This window comes from Amycolatopsis sp. TNS106 (genome assembly GCF_019330265.1).
Classification (GTDB): Bacteria; Actinomycetota; Actinomycetes; order Mycobacteriales; family Pseudonocardiaceae; genus Amycolatopsis; species Amycolatopsis lurida.
In genome coordinates this window covers 2,311,118-2,336,548 of record NZ_CP024972.1, presented here as the reverse complement: position 1 = coordinate 2,336,548, position 25,431 = coordinate 2,311,118, and the positions used below count along the sequence as shown (strand labels likewise).

Genomic DNA, 25,431 nt, shown 5'->3' with positions numbered 1-25,431 from the left:
CGTCTTATCTATCAGTAGTCTATCTATTGATAGCTGGCACATACAACGAATGATGAATGGGATGGATCTCGTCGCGGCGATCGCCGGGCGGGCGTGGCTCAGCGCATCGCGCTGACCTCAACGTGCGCGTCGGAGCTGAGCAGGTTCTTGTCGTCGCTGACCAGGTCACCGACGACGTCGACTCGAAGCCCCCGGGCTGAGGGGTTCTCGTTGATGAACGTTGCCACGGCTGTGGTGACCTCGTCGGTCATCCTCGCGACGGCCGCCCGCGCCCCGCCGGCGTCGGCGTGGGTGTCGCCCTTGTCGTCGACGAGGTACTGGAGCACCTTCGGGTCCATCGTTACACGCATGTTGTGTTTGGCCAGGACGTCCTGGACCAGCGTGCGCAGTTTGCCGCGCACGATCTTCTGCTGCGTCGCCCTCGACAAAGGCTGGAACGGCACGATGGTGTCGATACGCCCGAGTAGTTCGGGTGGGAACCTGTTGTCCGCGGAAGTCTCGGAGATCGAACGTCGGATGAGCTTCGCGTACTCCGCGAGTTGTTTCCCAGATCCGGTATCGTCTTCCGCGTAGTGGGCAATCGTCGAATAGATCTCAGCGCCCGAGTTGGTCGTGAGCACGATGTAGGTGTTCAAGAAACTCACCTCCCGATGGTGATCGTCGGTCAGCCTGCCGTCGTCGAGTACCTGCATCAGCACACGCGTGACCATGGGGGACGCTTTCTCGATCTCGTCGAAGAGCAACACCGCGTGCGAGCGATCCCACACTTTTCTCGTGAGCTCGGATCGGAAGGCGGTGAGCGATTCGTCCGTCGCGAACTCGGTCATGTCGAATCGGATGAGATGGCGTTCGTCGTCGCCGAATAGCAAGCCCGCCAACTGTTTGGTGAGCTCGGTGTTGTGTGTGACCACGAAGTCGCCGGCGAGGTAGAGGTGTTCGTCGTCGTCGACGTAGATGCATACCATCTGTTCGCGGCGGTCCAGCTTCGTGATGCTGCGAATGCCGACGTGCTGGCCGGACAACCCACGGTGGGCGTCGGCCGGTCGTGGGCTCGCGGTGAGGCTCAGATCTTCGGCACGAGAGAAGAATCGGTGCAGGTCGACCTCTTTCGCCGTCGCGTCGACGATGTACATCTCGTGGGTGGAGTGTCGCTCCGCCGGCGCCGCTCGGCGGACCCTGCTGGGCACGCCGAGCGAGCGCAGCAGGGTCAGGATGTCGGCGGCCAAGCCCGCCGACGGGGCGGCGTAGGAGATATGGACTCGATCGTGCTCGGCAGCGTGACCGCCGCTGCCGCCGAGGTCGAACAAGCCTCGGACCAGCCGCCAGCGCTGGTCGATTGACGCTGTCATGAACGTCGCCGGGATACGCTTGCGGTCCCACGCCGTCCCGGCGATCGTGGATAGGCCGGGCAGCCGGCCGCGACCGCGGCAGGGGAGGGGAACGCGGTGGGAATGTGGTGTGCCGTGGTGCCCGGCCTCCGTACTCAGCAGGAAGCCCACGACGTACGGCTCGGCCGGGAGCGCCGCTACGGGCCACTGCACGGCCTCGTTCATAGGGATGAAGTAGGTCGGTGTCTCGTGACCGTCTCGGTCGTGGGTCACCAGGTCCTTGTCGATCAAGTCTGCTGTGCGGTAGCAGGACCAGGTCCCAGTTTCCTTTTCGGCGCCGGATGCTGCCGTCCATAGGTGGTCGTCCGACACGTCGAGCGTGCGGCCGTCGTCGAGAGTGACACGAAACGTGTCGCGTATCCCCTGCGGAAAGACGGCAAGGACTTCCTGAGGGGTACCCCGGCGGCTGAACGTGAAGTCACCGGGACGCAGAGCACCCGCTACCTTCCACGCAACGGAACCGTCCGGCGTGTACACCGGTACTGGGGTCGAGGATGTGGTTGCCTTGCCGACTCCGGTGGAGCCTGTGAAAAGGAAGCTCGCCTCTGGTCGCCCTTTGTCATTGAGGCCGGCCACCGATAGCTGCAGCCGCCGCGCGACCGCACGTGTCGCCCAGTCCTGGCTGAGCACCGTCGCGTCGAGCTGTTCCTTGATCTGGGAGGCGTCTACTTTGACCGCTACATTGACGTTCAGCGACTCCATCAGAACATCCGCGAGCAATGCGTGGTCGAGTGGGCGGAGTGTCAGCCGATGCCAGCCAATCATCGAGTCAAGAACGAGGATCGCCTTGCGCGGCTGCGCGCTCGCGGGAATGTAGCGCTGCGTGTAGTCGTAAATCTGCCGGTAGAGGTGGGTGTCTTGAAACTGGGCGGCGACGCCATATTGCTCGGCCATGCCCTGAAGGATCCGGACCGTCGTGTCCTGATCGGGGGGACTGAGATTGATCCGCTGTAGGCGTTCGACGAGGGGTTGGTTGGCCGCGATATGCCTGTGGAACTCTTCATACGTCGTTGCCGCGACGATGCGAATGCCTCGTGTACCCGAGGCCGCCAGCACAGGCTTGATGGCTTCGGCGGCCGCGGCGGAGAGCTGGATGAGCTGATGGAACTCGTCGATGAAGATGACCAGCTCCTGGTTCTCGGAAGCGACGAAGGCCTCGGCCTCGTCGAAGAAACTCTTGAGCACCGCCGCCATCAGCTCGCCGTCACCGGCCGCCGAACTCATACGTGCCAAGTCGATCTCAAGATAGAGGCGGCTGGTGTCAGCGAGCATGGTCGCGTGGACGAGTGCTGTCTTGCCCGTGCCGGCCTCGGCCAACAGGAGGGCATTACATAACTCGGGACGGCTCAGAGCGGCCTTCAGCTGCAGCGTCTCGCGCTCGCGACCCACGATGAGCCGCCGGGTCCTGGCCAGTGGCGTCGAAAGCTCGGCCAGACGCGGATAGAGCTCGTTGAGATGTGCGTCGGGGAACATGCTGCAGGGCACCTCCGGCCAAGGCAAGCTGAAACGAACACGATGTGCGCCTCAGTCACCGTCCGGTGTGAGGGTCCGCGCAGCTTCACCGGAGGCACGGTGGCCGGTGGTTTTAGTATGGCCGGAGGTGCATGCCTGGCCCGTCGTGTGAGGCGATCCCACGAACCGGGCGATGCGGGGCCAGAACACGGCGATGAGCGGTCCGCAGCCCAAAGCCAGGACTGCGGTGCCCAGACCCAGGACACCGGAGCCGATTGCGAGGTCCGCCCCGAGCAGGATCGTCCCGGCGGTGGCGCAGGCGATGTCGATGCCGACGCGGACGCAGGCGATCTGCCGTCCGCGCCCGGTGGGCGGAGCGCCGCGCAGCCATGCCAGCATCAGTGCGTCGCGCGGGATGCGGCCGAGATCTGCGGCGAGGTAGCTGGCCGCCCCGACACAGAACAGCACCCCGCCGGCAACGAAGAGCGCTATCTGCAGCGCGAATGCGTCAACGTGCCAGACGTGCGGCCGGAGAATGTCGATGATCAGCGCAGGCACGACGAACGCCACGACGGTGCCCAGGCCAGGTCGGATCCTGAGGACGAGACAGCCCATCAGCAGGACAGACTGTACGGCGATGACTCCGCCACCGATTGTCGATCCGAGAGCGTGGGCTGCTCCCAGGTGCAGTACGTCGATGGGGAGCATGCCGATCCTGCTTGCCAGCAGGAGCGAGACGCCGAATCCCATCGCGACGGTACCGACGAGAAGTGCGCTCGCGCGGCGCCAGAGAGGCGAGGTGATGGGGCGGTATCGGTGGAGGTGCTGAACGCTGGTGCTGTGAGAGCTCATTTGGGTCTCCAATCGCGGCCCGCGGTGCGGGAAAGCTGAAGGGCGGTAGCTGTCGGTGGCGGAACACCGCATACCGTGAGCTGATGTGCGCCCGTGACTGGGGTTTGCCGGCGGGCGGCGGCCCCTCGGGCGCGTGGAACGTCGTGGTCACGATGTGCCAAGGGCCCCGGAGTGATCCTCCGGGGCCCTTGGCGGTGGAACTCCGGGCGCCCTAGCCGACGGTGGGCTCACCTACGTCGGCCATTGGCTCGAGGGCGGCACCGTGCTGGGAGCCTGGGGGAGTGACCAGGGTAGTCCCGGTAGGTGTTCGGCGGGCAGCGCGCATGCAGTCGTGCTGGTGATCCAGGGTGGTGGCGTCGACCTTGAATTCGGAAGAGCCGACCGACTTGGTGTTGACCACGAGCCCGGAGCCGCGCGCCGCGGGCATCACGTCTCCTTTGAAGCTGTACATGGTTCCGATCCGCTGTCCGTCTTTCCTGCTGAGCAGCGGCCATTGCTTGGGGCCCGCGGCGTTCTTGATCTCCTGAAGCTGGCTGGCGGAGTACGGTGCTTGGTTCTCGTAACGAACTGTGCCGTCCTCGGTGGTCGTTCGTTCCGATTTCAGGTGCAGATTCGTCTGGCCCGGCCCTCGATGATCTCGTCCGTCGACCTGAACGTCGATGAAGTGAGTCGTGCCGTCCTTCGTCTTGGCACTGTCGTAGACCTTCGCGATGAGGTTGACTCCGGTCATTGCGCCCTTGCCCTTCAGCTGTGCCATGATCGCGCCTTTCGTCATCCCGGCATCCTTGCGGCAGGCCGGTCCTCGGTGTCGGCAATGTCCGGAGTGGACCTGTGTTTTCCGCCGAACTCCACCCACATTAGTGATGTATCGCTCTATCGGCAAGCTATCGATAGCGCTATCGAATGGGATTGGATACGTCTGATAGGGCGGCAGTGTCGGTTTGGTGGAGGTGCTCTGGTTCGGCGTTGATCACGGTCGTGGCGATCTGTTCGTGGACCAGGGCCGCCAACCCTGTATCCAAGGACACGGTGCTTGATCGGGGCTTGGGCGATGTAGGACCGGACTGGGCGCTCGCCCGGGTTGGCTTCGACCGCAGCAGCAGTGTCCCTGAGGTACCGGCTGCAGCGTGCAGCTCACGCGATAACCGCGTCATGGCGGCGACATCGGTCACGGGGAGGTCGCTGATCGCCTCGGGCTGGCCGGAATCATCGAGGTAGGCGATCGCCGCAAGAAGTAGGCGGCGGCGTTCGGCCGCGGCCCTGGTGAATGTCCGATGCGCTTGTGGGCCGATCGGGACGTCGCTGATGAAGTCGTGTCCGAGGTGGTGCAGGTCCAAAGCCTTGACCTGGTCAAACTCGTGTACGGGGTCGGCCGAGGTCTCGATATGGGTGGTGAGCTCGTCGGCTCCGGATCCGGTACGGAGGTCCAGGCCCGCTGAGAACAGCTCCGAGCGCAGAGAATCCACACTCTCGTCGCGAAGTTTCCTGATTGTCGCGATACGGGCGTCGAGGACGGCTCGTCCGGCCGAGCCATCGAGGAGGAGTCGTCCGCCCGGCTGGCCGTGGATCTCGCGGCCGAGCTGTTCGGCCAGGACGGGGTCGTCCAACTGCGACAGCGAGGAGTCGTCCCGCAACGTCTTGAGGGAATGCAGCCGTCGATCATAGACAGCGATCCGGTGCTGCTGCTCACGCCATGGTGTGGTGTCCACGGTGAACGGCAGGATGTGGCGATACTTGCGCACCAACTGGCGGTGGTAATGCTCCTCGAAGCGGTAGAAATCGTAGAGTGGCCGTGAATCCTCCATGGCTGCGAAAGACTTTTCCGCTTGCTCCCACTGGCGGGCCACGTCCTCATAGACGCGGGCCTGGTCCAGATGATGGCCCAGTCGTGCCGCGCAACCGCGTAGCCGGAGACCGAATGTCAGCAGATCGACCCCGGTGCGTGAGGTGTCGTGTTCCGGCCGCGTGCCCGCCGCGAGCGCGGCCATCTGGGAGTAGTCCAGACCCATGACATCCAGAACTGGGGTACGAACCCGGAGTTCGGCCTCAGGAAGGGTGCGCAGCATTTGGTACACGGCGTCGACGGCCTGTGTCACTATCCGGGCCCGGCTTTGCTCAACACGCCGCTGCCAGTCGTGGTCGGCGAGATTCTCCCGCTCCCGCCGCAGGTTGGCGTGCTCGATGATCCGTTGCATCGCCGCGGGCATGGGGGATCCGGGGCGTGCCAGGTGCTGGGACACCATCGTTGTGAGCAGCCGGTCGGGCTTGCGCATACGCGGGTCGTGCGTGCCAGTTCGCCAAAGGTGTCGCTCGGCGGGTAGGCATGCCACAAGAAACTGGGGAAGTGACTCGGCGCTGATGCGCTCGTGGGCCCAGCGTTTGATGAAGGTGGTGACATTGCGGTGGTCGTAGCCCACGGCACTGGACAGGTGGTGCGCGGCCTGCTTTTCCTCAAGCCAGGCGTCGATTCCGCGGCGCAAGCGCGACTTGTGACAGGTTAGTAGCTTGCCGCGCTGCGTGCCGTCCCTTGCGCGCGAGCCATTCCCGGCGTCGATCATGGCCAGATGGCAGTGTACATGGCTGGTGTCGACCTGGATGACGCCGACATAGCGCAGGTCGTCGAAGCCGTTCGTTCCGCTGGCCATGCGGTCCAAGCCATGCATGATCGACATTCGCAGTTTCATCTGATCGACATGTCCGCGGTAGGCGCCGCGCGTGGTGCAGTGGAAGTCGGTGCTGAGGATGCGCCGGCTCTTCAGGTATGCCTCGTCGAAGGAGATCACCGTTTTGAGAACGGTCTTCCCACTGTTGAATCGCTTCTGGATGTCTCTGGACGCGGCGTGCAGATCGTCGTGCGACAGTGAGACTGACCCGTAGCCAAAAGCGAGACCACCGTCACCGTGTGTCCGGCGCAGTCGTGGCCCGAGCTCGACGTGGGAGGACATGGCCCGCCGGACGAGTTCGTCACGGGCCGCGTAGCGTTCCAGAAAGTCATCGGTGCGCTGGCGGTGAATGGGGGCTAGGGGCTCGGTGGCCTGCTCGCGGGCCATGTACCGGGTGATGTAGTGCCCGGGGGTGGCGCCGCGTGTCCCCTTTCCCTCCGGCAGCGGCACACTGAACTCGTTCACGATCACGATCGATGCCCGCAAGGTCATCAGAGGTCACCCGCTCTCGGACTCCACCGTCGCTATCTCGCGGTGGTTTCAGGATCCCGGAATGAAATCGTCGTGCTCAGCGGTGTCGAGGTCGTCGAAACGCTCACTGGCGGGTCCTCCCTCGTCGCCGGCTTCTGGTGGTTTCGTTCCCCCCTGTGCTGTCTTGGCGTGTGCTTGGGAGTCACGATCGCGTTCCTGGTCGAGTGCTGTGGGTGGGACAGTGGTGGTCTGCAAGGCGCGGGCTACGTGCTCGTGATAGAGGAACTCCGGTGTACCCACGGTTCGCGCCCGCTCTGCGCGGTACTTCGCACGCTCGGCCGAGACCTCCGACTCGACCCGCCGGAGATGGCTTGCCACGGTGCCGGTCGGCATATCGTGCTGAGTGCCGGAGCGAGGCCGTTCACCTTGGTGAGTCAAGCCGAGTTCGTTGTCGGTGAACAGGGAACTCGACGCTTCCGGCCCCGGCGACGGTTCGGCGGCAACGGAATCGGCCTGGGCTTTCACCGATGTGGAGTGATCGGCGAAGTAGTCGGTGAGGTCGTAGCCCGATGTGTCTGCGTCGATCTCCAGCTGGGCGATGTGGTGGACCTGGGTGAAGATCACCGGAGCGCCGGCATCGCCGTCCGGCGGCGCCACAATGAGTGTGTTCACGGTGGCGGGAAGTTCCCACTCGATGCCGATGATCTGCTCCGGCACCCGGAAAGCACGGCCGAAGTAGCCTTTGCGAGCCAGGACGATCAATTGCTGATCATCGAACTCGTAGAAGGCGTCGACCTTCTCACCTCGGCCAGGGGAGTAGACGACCTCCGTGATGCCGAACGGCAATACGTCGACGAAGGCGACTGAGCGCAACTCTCCGCTTACATGAAGGTAGGGTCGGTAGTTCTCCTCCAGTGCTCGGTGCTGCAGCTCAACGGATTCGACGAGTACTCCGATCTCAGCGGTGAGCTTCTCGTGGTGATAGGTCTTCGTGCCGTGGTCGCGTCGTGCGCGGTCGGCCCACGCGTCGGCCATCGGCAGACCAGCAGTCCTCATCACTTGCTCCGTCGGTTGGCGACCGTCGCGGTCGTGTGGTGAGCCCGGGAAGCTGACGGTGGGCCCGCAATGGACCGCAACGCTGCGGCGCGACCGACGCGAACCTTGTGAATCTTCCGCGTCCCCCAATGCCACAAGGCACGCATGGCGGCGATCTCACCGGCGGCCAGGATGACGACTAGAAAGAACAATGGCATGATCCACAGAGCGATCGCACCGGTCATCGTCAGCGAACCGCGTGGTGCGCCGGACTGTTGATGCAACCATGCGGCGAGCGTCGGGATGACGACGGTCGCAGTGATGCACGCAAGTAGGAAGTCGGCGACCAGGGTGATGCCGCGATAGAACAGAATGAGGGCCGTGACGAGGACCGGGCCACCGTGCGACCTTGGAATCCTGCGGCCGCGAGCTCCGCGGAGAGATGCAAACCGAGTGCGCGCGGTCGAGCGGGCCCCCTGTCTCGACGAGTCTGGATCCGTCGCGTCCGCGTCGACAACGTTGGTGGTCTTCGGAGTGCGGGACGCCATCATGGTGTGATCCTTCGTCTCGTCGTTGTGTCACGTCGCCCGTCACAGCATTCGATCCCGCCAACGCGTACGAGACGCATCGGCACATCGCGATGCTCCTCAGCTCGCACGTGGAGGTGAGCCCGCTCGAGGCACATGTCGTGTCGCCATCGATCGGGCACCACGGTGGGCGAACCACCCGCAGAACGTCCTATCGCACGCTCTCCATCCGACGCCCTCGGGCAACTGCGTAGTGTCGACCTCGGTGCCCAGCCGTCCGCTGGTTCTCTGCTCAGTCACTCCACTCTATCAATAGGATGACTCGATAGAGTGCTCGTATTACCGTGAACGACGAGTCGCTCCCTGAGCGGAGACCGCCGAGAGGTTCGTGACCTCACCCTGCGCGTCGATCGTCGCGAAGATCGGTACCCGGCGTGTGGCAGTGACTCGAGCGGGACTGGTGTTGTTCTGCTGGATCGCATCCGAGGTGACGTCTACGTCGGCCAGTACAACGTAGGTGTACACACCGCCGAGGGCGCTGACCACGTTGATGTCCGGTGCCTCCCGGACCGATGAGTTGAGGCCCTGAGCGTCGATGTAGTAGTACCTCTTGCCGGATGCATCGTGGTTGTATCGAGCAGGGGGCATGAACTCCCGCAGGAAGAGAGAGTCGTCCTTGAGGCCGAACCTCGTCATGAGCGAGGCGCGGGCGTGCTCGTAGCCGGGACCTGAGTCCCAGGTCATCGCCGTTTTGACGAGGGCGGTGAGCCTTCGTGTATCACTGTCTGTCCTGTGGGCGCTGATCCCGAGGGACTGCAGAAGGTCCCGCTCGGCTCTTCCGGCGTGCTCCTGGCGCGTGGCTCCGAGGCGGCTTCCGAGCTCAGCGATCTTCGCGTTCTGCCGGTCCAGGACGGTCTGGTGTGCAGCCCACGTCATCGTCGTCCCGCCTGCGAACAACGTGAGAAGCATCGTCATCGTGATGACGCCGGCATGGCGCCGCACGCATCGTCGTCTGCCCAACCACCGTCGCTCCGTGGCGTTCGACGACGGTCGTGCCACACGAGACTTCACCGGCCACCTCGCTCGACGCCCGGCAGACTGCGCGGGCCTTCCAGCTCCGGAATAGAGGATGCTTGCGGAGTCTGGCCCGATGGGTACTGCTGTGCCGCGCCCACGGCCGACAACCCGATCTCCAGGTGGTCGAATGCCCCGCTTGTGCCTCGATAGTCGTAGGTCGCACGCGCCCAGGCAAGGACGGCCCCGGTCTGGGTGTCCTTGCAGAGCCACACGACTTTCGCTGTAGCTGTCGGGTCTTGAGAATGCCCCGGCGGACGATCCGGCGTCACGGCCTCTACTGCCCAGGCGTACGTGTCCGGTTTGGCTGCCGTCGAGCCGACGTAGCGGACGTACCACGGGAAGCGAGGATCGATCTCCGTGTCCGGGTCAAAGGGCAGCACGTTCTGCCAGCGGTAGGCGTTCTCGTCCTCGACCAGATAGGTTTTCCTGCTGAACAAGGGGGCCAGGATCTTGCGGTGTTCGGCGGTAGCCTCGGAGGCTTCGGTCGGTACGCCATTGTTGGTCGGTGGCTCTGTGCTCGCCCGGTGGTACAGCGTGGCGTAAGCCTGCTGGGCAGCCCTGACCTTCTCGGCGTCGATTGCGGCTGCGGAGACGGCGGCTGAGATCATTCTCCGGGAGTCCGCGTCTCTCGACCCGGCCAGCAGGTCGGACAGCTGTCCCTCTTGTGCTGCGATCGTCGAGTCATTAGCCGCTCGCGCAGCGTCGAGACGATGGCTTGCGATGGAGGCGGCCAGGACTACTGCGAGGATCCCCAGGCTCACGAGGACAGTGAACCTGCGCTTCGGCGTTCCCGCGCTCGCTGATAGACGGGTTTCCCGGCGGTCACGCCGGCGGTTGCGCCAGGTGGTGAATCGTGCCTCGAGCTGGGCTCCGGTGACCTTGCCGTGCCGCCGGTGAGCGGCGGGCTGTCTCGTCTCTCGCAGCGCGGAGCCGGGCGACCCTTCACGACCACGGTCTTGCCGATCAGGGTCGTCCTCAACCTGCTGGGCGAATCTCTTCACGTCGAACACTCCTCGTGTACGTCCGTCACGCTGTCTTGATCTGGTCGGGAGGCAACATTGCGTCGGACATGTCCACGAACTTCCAGCCTTGTGCGGCCATGTCCGCCGCGCTGGCGACTCGGACCCTGCCCATGAACGCGCAATACCCGGCCTCACCGATGACGAGCTGGTCACCCCGGACACCGAGCACCACCAGGGTGTGGCCCGCAGGGCCGGTGCCCGGACCGGACCCCACGGAGTAGGGCGCGGGGGCTGAGGACGTGGCCTTGCCCATGCGCTCGGCGATCGTGTAGGCGGTCCGAATGCCGTCACCTGAGGGATAAGTCTGCAGCGTCGTGTACTTGTTCACGAAGTAGGTCGAGAAGGAGACGCAGTTCATGGCGTGATTGCTTCCGCACGACCCGGGCCCGCCGTTTTCTCCGTAGCGGGCGTCGAGAAACTTGTCGCCCTCCTGATTGAACAAATCGATCAGCGCGTGGGCCTCCTGCTCGGTCATGCCGCCCGCGGGTGGCGTGCCTGATCCGCCCCCGCCTTCGCCGTCCCCATGGTGCGAACAGCTGTGGGACAGGCTGCGGGCGCCGCCGCGGGCAGTGTCGACAAGGTCGCCGACGATGGTCTTGGTGTCACCGACAACGGACTTGTCGACCGTCCAGCCGCTCATGCTCGCGAACCACCGCTCAGCATCGCGGGCTCGTTCGGCCATCTTCGAGGCGTTGTCCGCCGAGCGCTCCCATCTGTTGTGGAAGTGGTACGCCGCTGCGCTCGGAGACCCCTGTGAGGTCGTGACCATGTCTTTGAAGACCTGTACGTCACCGGGATTGTCGCCTTCGACCATGAACGCCAGCTGGGTCTCAATGGTGTACCAGTCTTTCTTCCTGGCGCCGGCGTAGTCGAGCAGCATCGTCGTGCGGCCGTTGGACCATTGGCCGAGGCCGATGCCACCGTGTGCCTGCCCTGGAATGTGGGTGAATCCTCCGTCCCAGGCCGCCTGCTTACGCGGGCCGATCCTGTACGGCTCAGTGAAGATGGATTCCACACTGGTCGGGTCCACACCGGACTCTTGTGACCAGTTGCCCAGGATTCCCGCGATGTTCTCTTTCGGCATTCCCCAGGTGCTCAGCACCGAGTAGACGGTCTTCGCGTTCGCTTCCGTGGTTGCGGGAACGATCGCGCCGTCGCCGCCACCCAACGTCTCGACCGCACAGCGTGCGTCGCGAGTGTCCTGTTGTCCGTCATCGGTGAGCGCGGTGTTGGAAAGGACGCCAGCCATTGTTCCCGCCACGGCGATGACCGCCACTGTGGCGGCTAATCCGGAGATCACCGCTGCCACTGGGGCGACAGCCGCCGCGACGCTGACACCGAGTGCAGCACCAACCGCGTTGGCCAGGAACCCGCCGATAGCGAGGAAAGGGGCGATGATGATGTGTACCAGTGCCTTGAGGGCCGTGGCTATGAGCCCGTACAGCCAGGCTGCCATGTTGAGGACCATCGCCACAAACGCGAAGAACATGGACTTCAGCCAGTTGAGCAGGGCCGTGAGCATGACGATCGCCATTGCCTGGGGTGCTGCCGCCACGGACCCGCCGGCGACGATAGCCTTCGCCGTCGTCGGTTTCGCGTCATTCTGGTCGCTCGAGTGACCGCGTTCGCGGCTCGTGCCTCCTGCCCCCAGGTGAGGAGTCTCGCGCTCAGCGCCGGTGTGGCCTGCGGCGTCGTGAGCGATCGCCAGGCCTGCTTCCTTAGCGGCGCCGATCGCTGCGGCGTGCGGATCACCCAACGCCGCACCACTGGCGGCACCGGCGACAGCCCGGCCCGCATACCGACGGGCCCTGCTGTCGCCGGTGCCTTCGATGGCCTGGCCAACTGCCTGCCCCGCACCATCTAGCCCGGCTTGTGTCAGGTTCGCGGTCGGACCTCCCGTGCCCGTGCTGCCGAAGGGCTCTGGCGTGGATGGTCCGTTCAGCACGTGACGGTTAGCGTAGTGCGCTGGTGACCGGGACGCCGATGCGCCGGAGGTGTTTGCCGCGTCCGGTCGGTCGGTGGTCATGATGTCCTTCCGTTCTCCGGCGCACTCAGTCAGCAGGCCTGTACGACGGCCTCAGTAGAGGCTCGCCAGAAAACCGGCGTCGTCGCGGGTGGATGTGTTGGACCGCACGTCACGAAGCTTCACCTCGAGACGAAGCAGGTCGAGCAGCAGTTGCGACTGATAGGTCGCTTTGCTCTTCGCGTAGTCCAGATATGCCTGGGACAGGTTGTTCATCACGGTCGTGAGGGGGCGCAACGTCACGTCGGTGCCGCGGTGGTCGCGCTTGAGATCCGAGCCATCCGAGAGCGTCCATCGCATCTCTGAGATCTGGCGGGTTGTGCCGTCGGTGACTTCGGAGCGCTTCTCGGCCAAGAACTCGACGTAGCTTTGTCTTTCGGGCACCACGCGATTCAGGTAGCCATCGAGGACGTTGCCTGGTCGCCAGTCGAAGTCGAACCCGCCGGGCACTGTGTGACCAGTTGCGAGCGTCAGCGTGGAAGCTCCGTTCTTCGCCTCGGCCGCCGTCACCCCGGTGACTCGATCCCCAGCGATTGCGGCAGGCATGGTCGGCGGTTGCAGGAACAGACCATCCACTGTGGTGGTCTTGAGATCTGCGGTGTAAGCCTGGACCTGGGCCAAGGTCGAGCGCATCTCGAGAAGTTTCTGATCGAGCGTGCCGCGGACTCGCTGCTCCTCTGCCTTGAGGATGATGTCGTAGAACGCCCGCGCGGGGTCGATTCTTGTGGCGTCAAGGGACGGGATCGTGGTCATCCCGCTTGCCCCTGGGTTGATGAAGATCCGCCATTGGTCATACCGGCGGAAGCTCGTGTCGTCGGCCAACTCGTCCACCGTCGCAGGGGCACGCTGACGCTCGTCGTGCGTCAGTTCCGTGTTCGCTCGGATCGTCAGGTTAAGCACTTGCGATTCGAAGGGTGTCGCAGCCTCGAGCATGACACCGATGTATCCGGTGGAGCCGTACACATGGAAGGAACCTTTGATGCCCGCGGTGCTGACGGCCTCGTTCCGGAGGTCGTCGTCCGATCCCAAGAGGAACGCACGGTAGTCGGCGGCGTTGTAGGAGATTCGAGCCGTGGTGGGGAAGTGCATCATCACGAACACCTTGTCGCGATGCAGGTTGCCGTAAATCCCGTCGACGTCGCCCTTCAGTGAGGTTTTCGACGTTGTGTACTGCGAGGTGTAGAGCGCAGTGCGTGCCATGGAGTCGTTGCCCGCTTGCAGGGCAGAGATCCCCGCGCCGCCAATCACGAGGACTCCGGCCAGGGCGAAGAGGGTGACGAACACGCCGAAACGTTCGATCGCGTGGTGCGAGTCGAGTTTCAGCCTCTGGCTGATAGTCAGTGTCGCGTTCCTGAGCCGCATGTCAGTTCCTGGTCAGTGCGTGGTCAACTCCGATTGATGCCTGGTGCTCCCGAGCGGCTAGCGCGCCCCGGCCGCGACAACCCGATGCGATCTGTTGGGGCGTGGTCGTGTACAAGGTGCTGCTGCCGCTCACTGAAAGACTTGGGGAGTTGCATCAGGGCCTGTCGCCTGAATGATCACGGTGCCACCGCCGAGCTCCTCGATCGTCTTTTGCCCGCCAGACCCGACGGTGGAGATCAGCTCCCAGCCACCGCCGGCGATCGCGCCCCCGACGACGATGAGCAAGGCGATGGTGACCCAACTCGTTTGATGGCCACTAGTCTGCGGATTGGCCATCAGCTTCCTGATCAGTAGTACGCCACCCCACACAAGGCCGACTACGCCCAGCAGCATGAGCCCAAGCCCTCCCCAGGTCTGTACCTGAGACTTGGCGTTCTCCAGGAAGCTCGTCAGGTCCCATGCCGCCGTGGGCAGATCTGACAGGGTGATGTCCGCCGTCTCGTGAATCTTCGTCATGCGCACTTTCTCTCTGACCTCCGACCTCACGCGCGAGGGGTGCGGTCTTCCCGACTCAGTGGCTCTCGGGTGCGCGTGCTCCCCATTGACCAATGTATCGTATTCCAGTGCTGACTGATAGAAAGGTTAGATACGCACTCGATAGCGCTGGTGGACACAGCGGGGGGCGGACAGGCTGGGGTCAACAGGGAGTCGGCCACGCGTACGACGTGTGGTGGTCGCCAGGAGACCTGTGTATCGTTTGAGCGCGACATTGTCCCTCGGCCTGCGAAGGGCTGGGTTGCGCCGTTGGCCCGTACAGCTGATCAGGAGCTTGCAGTCCACCATGAACCCATTGCCCGGTGATCTCTTCGCGCGCAACCTGCGGCGGGAACGCGAACGCTTAGGGCTCAGCCAGGCTGAGGTGGCCAGGCGAAGCTCCGAGATTCTCGGTTCGAACCTTGACCCGACCGCCGTCACCCGCGTCGAACAGGGGACGCGCACGGTGAGGCTCGACGAAGCCGTCGCGATCGCCCAGGCGCTCGATGTTCCCCTCCCGCTTCTCTACAGTGAGGCGGGTGCCCTCGACACGGCGGCACTTCTAGCGCGGTACCGCGTCGAGCTGGCTCAGGCACTGAGCAACTGGGAGAAAGACCGCCTCGAAGTGCAGCGCATCATGCTGACCATCCAGACGATCACAGCTGGCGATACACAAATCATGCTCGAGCCACGGCTCAGGGACGCGATCGATGCCCGAGTGGCCGAAGAGAGAAACGACGACCCGGCCGACAGCGGCGCTACAGACCCAGGCGCATGACGCTGTTGCGTGCGATGGGGTTGTACTCCCTGTCGTAGACATCGACCGTGTCTGCTTTCTGCCAGCGGCCGGCTCGCATGATCTCCTCCGTGGAGGCGCCGTTGCGCCGCGCCTGTGTGACGTGGCCCGCCCGCAGGCTGTGAAAGCCGTAGTCCGTCGGGTCCATCCCTGCTTCGGCCATGCGCGTGAGCAGCATCGTGTGCAGTGCGTCGCCGCTGACGCCGGACTCGTGAACACGCGCGTCGCGCCGGTTGCGGTAGGTCGCCCGCAGCAACGGACCGGATGAGGCGAGGTCTGTGCCGCTGATCAGTCCCGTGCTCCCACCAGCACCGCAGACATGCTCGTCGAGCTGGTAGTCGTACAACGAGCGCATGCACTGTCGCCGTCGGGTGCGGGCATCGGCGATGCCTGAAGCCCGCACCAGAACGACCCAGCGATGCACCGCACACGGCGCGCAGGTGCGGGGCGCCGTGCCGAAAGGAAGCACGACGACGTCGGGCAGGACGTTGGCCTGGTCCGCCTTCGACTGGCCGATCCGCACGTGGATACCGTCGATGACATGCAATTCGAGGCTATTTAGCTGTAGCGCTGCGGCCTCGCTACGCCGCAGTGCTCCGGCGAAGCCTAGCCAGAGTGCCAGCGTGTCGCGGGCCGCCGAGATACCCGCGGGGTATACGGCGTGTGACATCATCTCGATGATGCGCACGACCGCGGCGAGAACGAGCGGCCTTTTGCGGGCGGGCCGGGTGGCCCGGCGCTTTTCGAGTCCGCGGACGAGGTCGCTGACGCCTCGGTGCCTGGTCGGATCCAGGAACCATTCACGGAGGTGCCGGTCCGCGATTCCCGCGAGATGCTGACGGATGGTCGAGACCGCGAAGCGGGGAAGTCCCCAGTCATCCACCTGTGTCGACATCCACGCGACATACCATCGCACGACCTCGGGATGGGCGGGCAAGGCGTCGAGCGAATACGCGTCGCAGAAACCCTGGAAGGAACGCCAGGCCTTGTCGTAGGCGAGCCGGGTGTTGACCGACAGGGTGAACATCTCGAGCTCGCGGGAGACCTCTTCGAGTTCCCTGAGCTCTTCTCCGATGTCCGAGTCGGCGATCTCCGGTGGCGTCCTCGCCGCAGCCAGGCGCCGTCGGGCCCCGATGTCGTGTACCACCGCCATCGTTCGAGTGTCGCCTACCGCCGGCGCGTGGTCCGAGGCAGGCACGCGTTCCTGGTAACGGCTCTTATCGGGGCATGCAGGTCGACAGCCGTCGCGTGACCCGGAGCCGGGAATACCGGCCGGAGCGTGGTGGCCAGTTGATCAACCGTCTGGCCTGGCGGTGGCGGGACGTCGAGGAACTCCGAGGGCGGGGGAGTTCAGCAGATGTGCGGCGGCCGCAGGAGCGGCCGCGGGGTAGGCATGGACGACGTCGCGGTGGAGAGCACACGGGCTGCCCGACGTCCCACTGTCTCAGGCCGCCACGACAGCCATCTGCGATGTCACCGCTGCCGCGGGTACATGCATCTCCTGCAACGCCAATAGGGCCAGAATGCCGGGGCGATATCCTCAGGCAAGACTCACTCGAGGACGCTCGCGACCGCTTGGCAGTTCTCTCACGTCACCCCTCCCAGGAGACCTTGACATGACCAAACCTGAGCCACGCCGTCACGCGAGGACCTCTGACCTGCCTGGATGGCATGTCCGCCGAGGGTCGAAGCCGTCCTCCACCAACCGGGCAGCTGGGGCTGGATCCCCGTTACCGATATCGCGCAGCTCAGGACGTTCGTCCTCGCACACGACGAGGAGGGCTACCTCTGGGTCAAGGCTGCCGCGGTGCCGACGTACCGGGTTCCGAACGAGTCGGACGAGATTCCGGGCGCGATCGTGTTCCATTTGGACGGTGGGATCGGCCTTTGGGTACATCCGAAGTCATATAAGCGGCTCGGATCCCGTAGTCGTACTGACATGCAGAGCGGACCGGACGGTCCAGACGCTTGGATCCCCATCAACGAGGTGACGGATGAGCTTCCCGCATTCGTTGCGAAATCGTGTTGAGCCGTACCGAGGTTTGAACGGCCACGCATCGTTTTTCGCGGAGAAGAACGGCACTTGCTCGACTGAGCTGGCGCGGCCACAACTGCCCCGGTGCCGCCCCCGACCGACATCGGTGCGTCCAGCAAGAGACGGTCGCCACCGCGAAACACGAGGAAAGAAGCTCCGATGACCGCAGAATTCTTGCCAATTGGGTTCAAATACGGCCTTGTCGGCACGGCGCATCTCGAGATGGGACACCCGGAACCTGTTGCGACGTTCCCGCTGGACGACGACAACCGAACCACTGTCCAGCAGATCGGCGACGCACTGGCGTACTACACGGATAGTGTGCTCGAGCGCCGTCTCCTGGATTCCGGCCGGTGGGAGGTCGTCAGCGACCTTGGGAAAGGCGGTCGGATCGAGATGAGTGAGCGGGAGTTGACCGTGCTCGACCTTCGTGACTACCTGGCAGAACTGAGGACGAAGCGCGGCCCGATCGCCGAGCGTGCAGCCCACGATCCCTACGTTTGGGCACGCCGAGTCTTGGAGGCCCACGACGCCGAGATCGCTCGCGCGAAGACACAGCTGACCGAATACGAACAGCTGCTGTCGGGAGCGCCCCGCACGGAGGAGTCTCATGAAATTGCGTAGGCACCAGGGAAGCCGGAAGGTGGACCTCGACTACGCCGCGAGCGTGGTCGAGCTTCTTGAACAGGTCGGTGGGTTCACTGACCTGTCCAATCCGTCGATCGCCGAGGTGGTCCGGAACGCCGTCGCCCGGTATGCCGCAGACCCGACCGCCGAATTCGAGTGCATTGTCGACAACCCCGGTCTGGCGAATTGGCGCCTCCGTCCGGGTCGCAACGAACCAGGTCGGGTTCGCCTGGCGTGCTACCGGTATCAGGAGACGCAGGCCGACGTGGAGCGCGTCCGCCGTGTCGACGCGGCACTCGAGCAGATCCGACGATCGTGAACCACCGGTCGAGCGGTGGAGACATCACAGCCCTCTGCCGCTCGGGTATGTGGTTGGATCATAGGCCAGCGGCGCCTTCGGAACGCGCCCCGGACGACGGTCCAGCAGTGCAATCTCCTGCCCACCGGCCGCATCTACCGCATTCATCAAGGCCGGCGGAATTCCTTGGTCGTCCGGCACCTCGTCGGGTGTGTGTCAGAACCCGCCCGTAGCTCCGAGGGGGCACTCCGCCATTCGTTCGGCCTGCAGACGGCAGTCGAGCGTGATCAGCCGATCGCGGCTCGAATGGCTGCTCGGTGATCGGGCCATAGGCCCGGAAGCCCATGCTCGAGGAGTTGATCGCCGTTGAACCAGGCGCCCGCAGGGCGTGTCGTCAGCGGAGATGGTGACGTGGGTAGATCCACACGAAGTGTGTAGGTCGTGGTCCACGCGTTGATGGTGTGTGGTGAGGAGATCGGCCTAATCGCGCGCACGATCGTGACAGTCACGTCACCGGAGATCACCAGTCCTGTTTCCTCGGCCAGTTTTCGCGTACCGGCGGCGATGAGGCCGTCGAGCGTGGGCAGCCGGTCACCCGCACGCCACCGTGACAGCGTGCGCCCGAAGTCCGCGGGAATCGCATAGCCGCCCGGCAGAGCTGGGATCGTCCCCGCGGCGGTGGCGCGGGTGGTGAGCAGAACGCGTCCGGTCGTCGACGTCACGACGACGTCGACGACCGGGTTGTCGCCGTAGTAGCGGAAGAACCCGATCCCGGTCGGCAGGCCGATGCGGGGATCGGCGAGTAGTTGGTCATGGTGGGGGTGCAGGGGACGACCGTGCTGATCCAGTATCCAGCCCTGAGCAGTGAAGTGTCGGCGCAGGTCGTCGTCGAGCTGGACTGGCGAAAGGGACGACGTCGCGAATTCCGGATCGGTCATGGTCGGTTCGACGCCTGCGCGGTTGGGATGCCGGGACGTGTCGAAGCCGGCGGGGAGAATCGCGCGTTCGTCAGTGGCAGCGGGCCGGTATCCGGGGCTGGTGTCGAACAGTCGAGGGCCGTATCCAGGCTGGACTGTGCCGCTGATGTAGTCCGCGATCTCCGCGAGTGTCTCAGCTGGATACCCGCGGTCGCCGAAGCCGTGTCCCCAGCAGTCGGCGTCGGGCACGAGCTGGGCGTCACGGTGCAGGATTGGGGAAACGGTCATGATCGACATCATCGGATCGCCGCCGGTGGCATTCCAGGACAACGACTGGTCAGATCCAGGACAGATCCCCGCGCGGATTGGAACGGGTTAGAAGAGCACAAGTTGCGCGTCGGGCCGGCGGCGTCGCTCAATGCCGCCGCAGCGGACGCAGGTCACGTCATCGTCGGTGGGTTGCAGGCCGCGGGGGTCCCAGCCGTTCAAACCGGCTCCGCACGCGGGGAGCCAGTCGCCGGTGACGAGGTGGATGGTGCCCGACGGTGCCCGGCCGCGGGTACCTGTGTGCGCCGCCGCCCACGCCTCCGGCGTCTCCGGCTCGTCGACCGCGGCGCCGGCACGGTGGTGAGTTAACCGTCGCCGGAACGGCGCCAGCGGCTCGCGCGCGGTGTCACGGGTGGACGGGAGCGTGAATAGCGCCGGTGGCTCGTCGGACATGGCCATGATCTCCACCATCGCACTCGTGGCCAGTCAGTGCCAGAGGCTGTGTGAGCGAATCAGCCAGCCCCCAATGCTCCGACGCTGGCAGTCTGCGCATCCGTCGGCGACCATGCTGAGCCGCGGCGACCGCCGCGTAGTACAGATCTTGGACCAGGTCCCCCGCAGGACCTCGCTGTCGACTCGCCGCCGCGCCACGCTCAAGCAGCCGGGAAGACGATGCAGGTCGCCTATCCGTCTCAGGATGTCCGCTTCCTGCCGGTGCGGGTGAGCGGAGCTGGCGGCCTGGCCTGGAGGGCTGTCACCCGGGTGATCGACACGGCGGTCGCCTCAGCGGTGTCGCGGACGGTGCTGCCTTGCGTGGTCAAGGCGGTGACGGCGTCCGCCAGCGCCGTTTCGTAGGCGGTCTCGGCCCGTCGCAGCCGGTCGAGCTCCGGGCTTGCCGGGGTGATCGTGACTTGGGCGGTCACGCCCAGCAGGCGGAGTCCGCGGGTGAGGTCGTCGTGCAACACCCGCAGTGTCGGCCCCGACCCGTACACGTTGTGCTGGACCAGGCTGGCCACCCATAACTCGCCGTGCCGGTGGGCACGGCACTCGAGGTTCGTGCTCACGGCGTCGTCCGCAGGTCATCGACAACCTGCTGGATGATCGGGTCCGGGATGGGGGCGGGTAAGACGATCTGCCGGTCTCCGATCTGGTAGAGCCGGTGCGTGCCGTTGCCGCGGACCGCCGTCACTGTGTGCCCCAGCGCGCCGACGGCTGTTCGCAGCTGTTGGAGCGAGATGTACTCCGCCGCTCCAGCCTTCAGTCCTGCTGTGACTTCCTGCGCGGCCTTCCATTCGTCGAGGCTGATGACAGGTTCGTGGGTAATGCGGGGCGACCAGACCCACTCCGAGAGCGGATTCCGCCGGGACATACCGGGCTTGCCGGTCCGGGTCGCTTTCCGGTTGTAGACCTGGTAGCCGGCGAGTTTCGGGTTCGCGAGCAACCCTTCCACCAGGTTGTGGGTCCACCGGCGGGGGATCGGGTATCGGTCGGGATCCGCCGCCAGGACTTTGATGATGTCCGCCGTCTTGAGGTACTCCTCGCGCCGTAGGCGATGCAGCTCCCGGGCGGCTGCGAACCGGCGCGGGTCGGGGTGGGGTGCGAGCTTCTTTTTCGGGCGTGCCTCGCCGAACCGTCCGCTCTGCTGGCGTGGGGCGGTGTCGTCGATGACGGCGATGTAGGGGTAGGGCGGGTAGCCGTGGTTCCAGCCGTGACGGCGTGCTGGACCTGACCGCCCGTCGACATCTCCAGCATGGTCGTGCGGTAGATCTCCGCCTCCACCTGCCCGTAGCGGCGGGTGCGGAGCCTGCCGGACTCGGTTCCGCCCGACGGCTCGTTGGCGTATACCACCTCGATGCCGCGTTGTTCGAGCTCGTGCTCCACGACCAGGCTGGTGAGCATGGCGCGGGCGAGGCGGTCGGACCGCTCGGCCAGAACGTGGGTCACGCCCATCTCGTCGGCCCGCTCGACGAGATCCTGCAGGCCGCCGTCGCGGGGGACCGGCACATCGAGCGCGTCGTACATGTCCTGCGAACCCAGGCCACGCAGCTCCGGCGGGAGCATGCCGGACTCCACGTCCCAGAAGTAAGCGGCGAACTCTTCGCCTTCCTCCAGACGCGCGGAGGCGTACAGGACTTGCCGGGGGATGGACGTCGCGGGGTTCTGGTTGTCCTTAGTGGACACCCGGCCGACGAACACTGTGTGCCGGGGGCGATGTGATACTTGCGCGAAGTTCGGTAGGTCGGACAGGTCGATAGGTGGCCTGAACGGCGAGAACTGAGCGGTCATGCCCTTCCTAGGGTTGTGGGACCGAAATGTGTCGCGGACGGCTGCCCGTGACGCATGAACAGGTGCGGCAGAGCCGAAAATGGCTCGACGCTGGCCGGGATGATCAGTCGTTGTCGTCGGTCGCGCCGGGTTCGGTCGAGGTGGGGAGCGTGCCGAGGTCGGACCGCAGGCAACAGTCGATTACGGCGAGGGCCTGGACACGGCTCCAGCTCCGGCAGGCCGCCGCGATACGCGCCGGGTCGAACCCGGCATCCAATTCCGCGTCCCCGATCTCGTCAGCCAGCAGCACACCCGGTTCGTTGATCCACGTCTCGTCGAACGCGATCCCGCGGATCAGCCACGCCAAGGCCTCCCACTGCGACCGCGCCAAGGGAGCAACCTCTGACGCCTCGACTGCGAGCAGACGGCGGAACGTGCCCGGTGGCAGGGATCGCACCGTGACCGCAGGGCTGGTGCGGGCCAGATGCAACATTTTGTCGATCGTGTTGACGCCGACACCGAGAAACTCCGCGACCGCCGCCCGTCCGCCCCGCCCGGCCATCGCGACTGCCCGCTCCACAGCTTCGGCCCGCCGCAGGGGCAACGTCTCGGCCCGCTCGTGATCGATCTCGGCCAGGGCCTGACGCAACGGGGCCCGCCACGCAGCCACTGACAACACCACCTTCGCCATCGGTTCCGTCGCTCGCAGCGAAGGAAAACTGTAACTGCGACTACAGTTTACTGTAGTCGTGAGTACAGGTTTGGTGAGGTTGCTAGGGCCCCTTCCCAGTTCGCCGGGAGCGTCCTCGTCAGGCGGGCGTGCGATCAGCCTTCCCATCAGCTCAGCAGGTGGGAAGCGGCTGGACTGCCTGGCAGCGTGGTTACCGGAGCGACTGACAATAAGGGTGTCGTGGATGGTGATTCGGGGAGCTGTAACGCTTCGGCTGGTTTCCGGGACGATCCTGGGCATGATTGATGACGCGCGGCCGGCGGCCGCGAACCTTTCCTTACGGGCGAGCGTCGTTCCGGTCTCGGTGCGGCCCCTTCCCGGACTGACTCAGACGGCGATGTGGGTGACCGCGGCGGTGATCACGGTTCTGACCGCGGGTTCGGTGATCGTGCTCTGGTGGCCCGCCACCGCCGGGTTGAACGGACCGGATCTGGTGAAGGCGCGACTGGACGCGCTGAAAATCGGGTTGAGCATCGGTGTCGGCAGCGGTGGTGTGGTCGCGCTGTACCTCGCGTGGCGCCGTCAGCACTCCACCGAAGCTGATCTTGACAACCGCGAACGCGCCCTCGCCCACCAGCAAGAAGTCGCCGCCGTGACCCAGGCTCACCAGGAGCACGTCGCGGAGGATTCGCGGTCCGACGCCATCGAACGGCGGATCACGGAGTTGTACCTCAAGGCCGCCGAATTGCTTGGATCCGAGAAGGCTCCGGTCCGTCTCAGCGGTCTCTACGCTCTCGAGCGGCTCGCCCAGGACAACGAGGCCCAGCGCCAGACCATTGCCAACGTCCTCTGTGCCTACCTGCGCATGCCCTACGACCCTCCGGTCGACAGCGATCGCGACGACGACGCCACCTGCGATATCTACCGTGCGAGAACGCAGGAACGCGAAGTCCGGCTCACCGCCCAACGCCTGCTTCGCGACCACCTCAAACCAGAACACCCCAGCAACTACTGGGGCCCGCTCGCTCTCAACCTCGCCGGTGCTCAACTCATCGATTTCGCGTTGACCGAGACACGTATCGGGCGATGCAACTTCCTGGGAGCCACTTTCGTCGGCAACGCGTGGTTCCGAGGCACGACGTTCACCGATGATGCCGGATTCGACGCGACAACGTTCACCGGCGACGCCGGCTTTCACGACGTGACCTTCACCGGTCGAGCCTGGTTCGGCAAGACGACGTTCACCGGCGTCGCCAAGTTCGACAAGACGAGGTTCGAGGGAAAGGCCTGGTTTCATGAGGTCACTTTCGGCGGCGACGCCTTGTTTCGTGGCGCCGCCTTCGCCGACGGCGCCTCGTTCGACGAGGCGACGTACCGAAGTGCCGTGCTGTTCGATGACGCAACCGCGCAAGGCAAGCCTCTTCGTCCTGAAGAGTTTGTTCCCGGCCTACCTAGGACAGGCCAAGCCGACTGAGCCAAGCGCTCGAAGAGCGCACCGCGGTCGGGGCCTCTGCTGATGGCGCGTCCGACACCTGCACGCCACAGTTCACCAGTCCGCCGGCTGAAGGCGCCGGACCATCCGTGCAGTTGGATCAAACTGGGATAGTCGAGCCAGGAATTCCGAACTGCTGGTCGAGATCGTCTGCGAGCTGGCGGGCCGCGCCGCGTAGTGCTGCGACGTCATCGTCGGCAGAGAAGGAGGCCTCCACTGGGACGGGCCGGTGAACTGCCCGCGAGCCCTGCACCTGGTGATATAAGGAAGACAACGCATGTCCGCCGCCCAGCCGGTTGTCGATCGCCACCAGCGGTAACCGGCCGGTGGTCTCGGCTCGCAGCAGCGCGGCACGGGCCTGGATCGTCCCGACACCTCCGAGGCGGCGGACGTGAACGGCGGCCACAGCGACCGCGTCGGCGATCACCGCGTCGACGAGCCGGTATGGAACGTACGTGACATCGTCGTCACCCCGGGCGATCTCGGTGCCGTGCGTGAATCCGGCCAGTCCGATCGCGACCGCGATCGAGCCGTCATGGTGGAGTTCCACCAGGCCCCAGTCGATGAGCTCCTGGGGGTTCGACGAGAAGTGGTTCGACCGGATGACCCAGCGCCGGAGACCGGTCCTCGGGTTGTTCACCGCGTTGTCGGGAAGGTGATTCAGTATCGGCAGGCGTTCTTGTACGTGCCCGAAGAGGTCGGATGCCAGCTGGTCCGCGTCACGGATCGTCGCGGTCGTGTGGTCGCGGTCCGGTCGGGTGTGCAGGAGCGGCAACGGTGCGACCGGCCGGGCCGACACCGTGACCCAGACGCCGTTCTCAAGGTCGATCTCAGGGACCATGCCGTCGGTCAGCGCGGTCAGCGCTGCCCGGTCGTCGGCGCGCCGGGTGAAGCGGTCGCGGTAGGCGCGTTCGAGCTGGTTCTCCGACATCCAGTTCGTGTCCGTCCCGTACCGGTACGGGACGCCGAGGGCGTTCTTCTCGCCGATCACGTGGGGTGCGTCCGGGCTGGGCGGGACGAACACGGCGATCAGGCCGGGACGCTCGTTCTCGCCGAGGTCGTCCAGCGCCTCGATCAGGAGACCGTCGACCAGAGGGCGAATGCGGCCGTTGGCGTAGGAGCGGAGGGCTTGGCGGTCTCGTTCGGCGTTCGGGACACCGGTCAGCTCGACAGCGCGCTCGTTGTCCTCCCGTACTCCGTAGATGATCAGGCCGCCGCGGGTGTTGGCCATCGCGGCGACGTCCTTGGCGAACTCCCACCGCTTCTTGTCGACGTCCGGCGGCAGGGCCTGTTTCCAGTCGAGATCCTCGGACTCGGCCAGCCCCGCCTCGATCGCTCGCATCACCAGCCCGTGAGTCAGCGGTGTGGGTGATATACCCAGTTCAGCGTGGATTCGCGACCACATGATCGGCATCCCCGGATGGTAGTCGCGGCTGGTCGGCGACGCTGTCACGGCACATCGGCCTGTGCATCCACTGGCCAGACCCGCTCCTACGGAGTGCGACCCCGGTGATGCCGCGGCGTCGCCGGCGGCCGGATCCCGATCCTGCAGTGCGCGCTCGGCTGGTCAGAAAGCCGATTCCTGCTGGAGTGGAACGAACTCGCCTCGCCTCGCGACTATCCACACAGCCCGTGTCTCCTTCCGACGGAACGATCGG

The 25,431-nt window shown here is 65.2% G+C and carries 21 protein-coding genes and 1 pseudogene; 4 read left to right on the top strand and 18 right to left on the bottom strand.

Going from position 1 to position 25,431, the window contains the following annotated elements; genetic code table 11:
• Positions 1-98: 98 nt before the first annotated feature.
• The 10 genes from CVV72_RS10450 to CVV72_RS10405 all read right to left on the bottom strand — a co-directional run bounded on the left by CVV72_RS10450 (position 99) and on the right by CVV72_RS10405 (position 14,388).
• Positions 99-2,861, bottom strand: coding sequence for an AAA family ATPase (locus CVV72_RS10450; RefSeq protein WP_219152241.1), 2,763 nt, complete (start codon positions 2,859-2,861; stop codon positions 99-101).
• A gap of 51 nt (positions 2,862-2,912) precedes the next feature.
• Positions 2,913-3,692: a YitT family protein gene (locus CVV72_RS10445; RefSeq protein ID WP_219152240.1), complete on the bottom strand. Its 780-nt coding sequence runs from the start codon at positions 3,690-3,692 to the stop codon at positions 2,913-2,915.
• Positions 3,693-3,903: 211 nt separating this feature from the next.
• Positions 3,904-4,467 (bottom strand): hypothetical protein, encoded by a 564-nt coding sequence (locus CVV72_RS10440; protein ID WP_219152239.1) that lies wholly within the window; start codon positions 4,465-4,467, stop codon positions 3,904-3,906.
• A 121-nt stretch (positions 4,468-4,588) separates the two neighbouring features.
• Positions 4,589-6,847 carry a relaxase MobL gene (mobL, locus tag CVV72_RS10435; protein ID WP_219152238.1) on the bottom strand — a complete coding sequence of 753 codons (2,259 nt, stop codon included), beginning with the start codon at positions 6,845-6,847 and terminating at the stop codon, positions 4,589-4,591.
• 48 nt (positions 6,848-6,895) lie between these two features.
• Positions 6,896-7,882, bottom strand: a complete 987-nt coding sequence (locus tag CVV72_RS10430) for a hypothetical protein (RefSeq protein WP_219152237.1) — start codon at positions 7,880-7,882, stop codon at positions 6,896-6,898.
• An 845-nt stretch (positions 7,883-8,727) separates the two neighbouring features.
• Positions 8,728-9,363: a hypothetical protein gene (locus tag CVV72_RS10425; protein ID WP_219152236.1), complete on the bottom strand. Its 636-nt coding sequence runs from the start codon at positions 9,361-9,363 to the stop codon at positions 8,728-8,730.
• 92 nt (positions 9,364-9,455) lie between these two features.
• Positions 9,456-10,466, bottom strand: a complete 1,011-nt coding sequence (locus CVV72_RS10420; protein ID WP_219152235.1) for a hypothetical protein — start codon at positions 10,464-10,466, stop codon at positions 9,456-9,458.
• A gap of 25 nt (positions 10,467-10,491) precedes the next feature.
• The gene (locus CVV72_RS10415; RefSeq protein WP_219152234.1) at positions 10,492-12,513 is read right to left on the bottom strand and encodes a phage tail tip lysozyme; all 2,022 of its coding nucleotides are present in this window, start codon (positions 12,511-12,513) and stop codon (positions 10,492-10,494) included.
• A gap of 51 nt (positions 12,514-12,564) precedes the next feature.
• Positions 12,565-13,872 (bottom strand): hypothetical protein, encoded by a 1,308-nt coding sequence (locus CVV72_RS10410; RefSeq protein WP_219152233.1) that lies wholly within the window; start codon positions 13,870-13,872, stop codon positions 12,565-12,567.
• A 129-nt stretch (positions 13,873-14,001) separates the two neighbouring features.
• Positions 14,002-14,388, bottom strand: coding sequence for a hypothetical protein (locus CVV72_RS10405; RefSeq protein ID WP_219152232.1), 387 nt, complete (start codon positions 14,386-14,388; stop codon positions 14,002-14,004).
• 325 nt (positions 14,389-14,713) lie between these two features.
• On the opposite strand from CVV72_RS10405, the gene CVV72_RS10400 reads away from it, so the two are divergent.
• Positions 14,714-15,184 (top strand): helix-turn-helix domain-containing protein, encoded by a 471-nt coding sequence (locus tag CVV72_RS10400; protein ID WP_219152231.1) that lies wholly within the window; start codon positions 14,714-14,716, stop codon positions 15,182-15,184.
• Here CVV72_RS10400 and CVV72_RS10395 read toward each other — a convergent pair.
• Positions 15,165-16,400: a hypothetical protein gene (locus tag CVV72_RS10395; RefSeq protein WP_219152230.1), complete on the bottom strand. Its 1,236-nt coding sequence runs from the start codon at positions 16,398-16,400 to the stop codon at positions 15,165-15,167. The genes CVV72_RS10400 and CVV72_RS10395 overlap by 20 nt on opposite strands.
• Before the next feature lie 996 nt (positions 16,401-17,396).
• Here CVV72_RS10395 and CVV72_RS10390 point away from each other — a divergent pair.
• Positions 17,397-17,861, top strand: coding sequence for a hypothetical protein (locus CVV72_RS10390; protein ID WP_219152229.1), 465 nt, complete (start codon positions 17,397-17,399; stop codon positions 17,859-17,861).
• 19 nt (positions 17,862-17,880) lie between these two features.
• Positions 17,881-18,183, top strand: coding sequence for a hypothetical protein (locus CVV72_RS10385; protein ID WP_219152228.1), 303 nt, complete (start codon positions 17,881-17,883; stop codon positions 18,181-18,183).
• A gap of 266 nt (positions 18,184-18,449) precedes the next feature.
• Here the strand turns inward: CVV72_RS10385 and CVV72_RS10380 are convergent, their stop codons facing one another.
• From CVV72_RS10380 to CVV72_RS10355, 6 genes and pseudogenes are all read right to left on the bottom strand, one after another.
• Entirely contained in the window at positions 18,450-19,376 is a 927-nt protein-coding gene (locus CVV72_RS10380; RefSeq protein WP_255632628.1) for an NUDIX hydrolase, read from the bottom strand.
• 78 nt (positions 19,377-19,454) lie between these two features.
• Positions 19,455-19,805 (bottom strand): hypothetical protein, encoded by a 351-nt coding sequence (locus tag CVV72_RS10375; protein ID WP_219152227.1) that lies wholly within the window; start codon positions 19,803-19,805, stop codon positions 19,455-19,457.
• Positions 19,806-20,038: 233 nt separating this feature from the next.
• Complete coding sequence (locus CVV72_RS10370; protein ID WP_219152226.1) at positions 20,039-20,410, bottom strand: hypothetical protein; 372 nt, start codon at positions 20,408-20,410, stop codon at positions 20,039-20,041.
• Positions 20,407-20,796, bottom strand: a complete 390-nt coding sequence (locus CVV72_RS10365; protein WP_219152225.1) for a recombinase family protein — start codon at positions 20,794-20,796, stop codon at positions 20,407-20,409. The genes CVV72_RS10370 and CVV72_RS10365 overlap by 4 nt, the downstream gene beginning before the upstream one ends.
• 347 nt (positions 20,797-21,143) lie before the next feature.
• Positions 21,144-21,296 (bottom strand): annotated as a pseudogene (locus CVV72_RS41945) (hypothetical protein); the annotation flags it as partial.
• Positions 21,297-21,735: 439 nt separating this feature from the next.
• Entirely contained in the window at positions 21,736-22,281 is a 546-nt protein-coding gene (locus tag CVV72_RS10355) for a hypothetical protein (RefSeq protein ID WP_219152224.1), read from the bottom strand.
• 244 nt (positions 22,282-22,525) lie between these two features.
• Here CVV72_RS10355 and CVV72_RS10350 point away from each other — a divergent pair, with 244 nt between their 5' ends.
• On the top strand, positions 22,526-23,755 hold the full coding sequence (locus CVV72_RS10350; protein ID WP_219152223.1) for a pentapeptide repeat-containing protein: 1,230 nt from the start codon (positions 22,526-22,528) through the stop codon (positions 23,753-23,755).
• A gap of 118 nt (positions 23,756-23,873) precedes the next feature.
• Here the strand turns inward: CVV72_RS10350 and CVV72_RS10345 are convergent, their stop codons facing one another.
• Positions 23,874-25,115: a helix-turn-helix domain-containing protein gene (locus tag CVV72_RS10345; protein WP_219152222.1), complete on the bottom strand. Its 1,242-nt coding sequence runs from the start codon at positions 25,113-25,115 to the stop codon at positions 23,874-23,876.
• Positions 25,116-25,431: the final 316 nt, after the last annotated feature.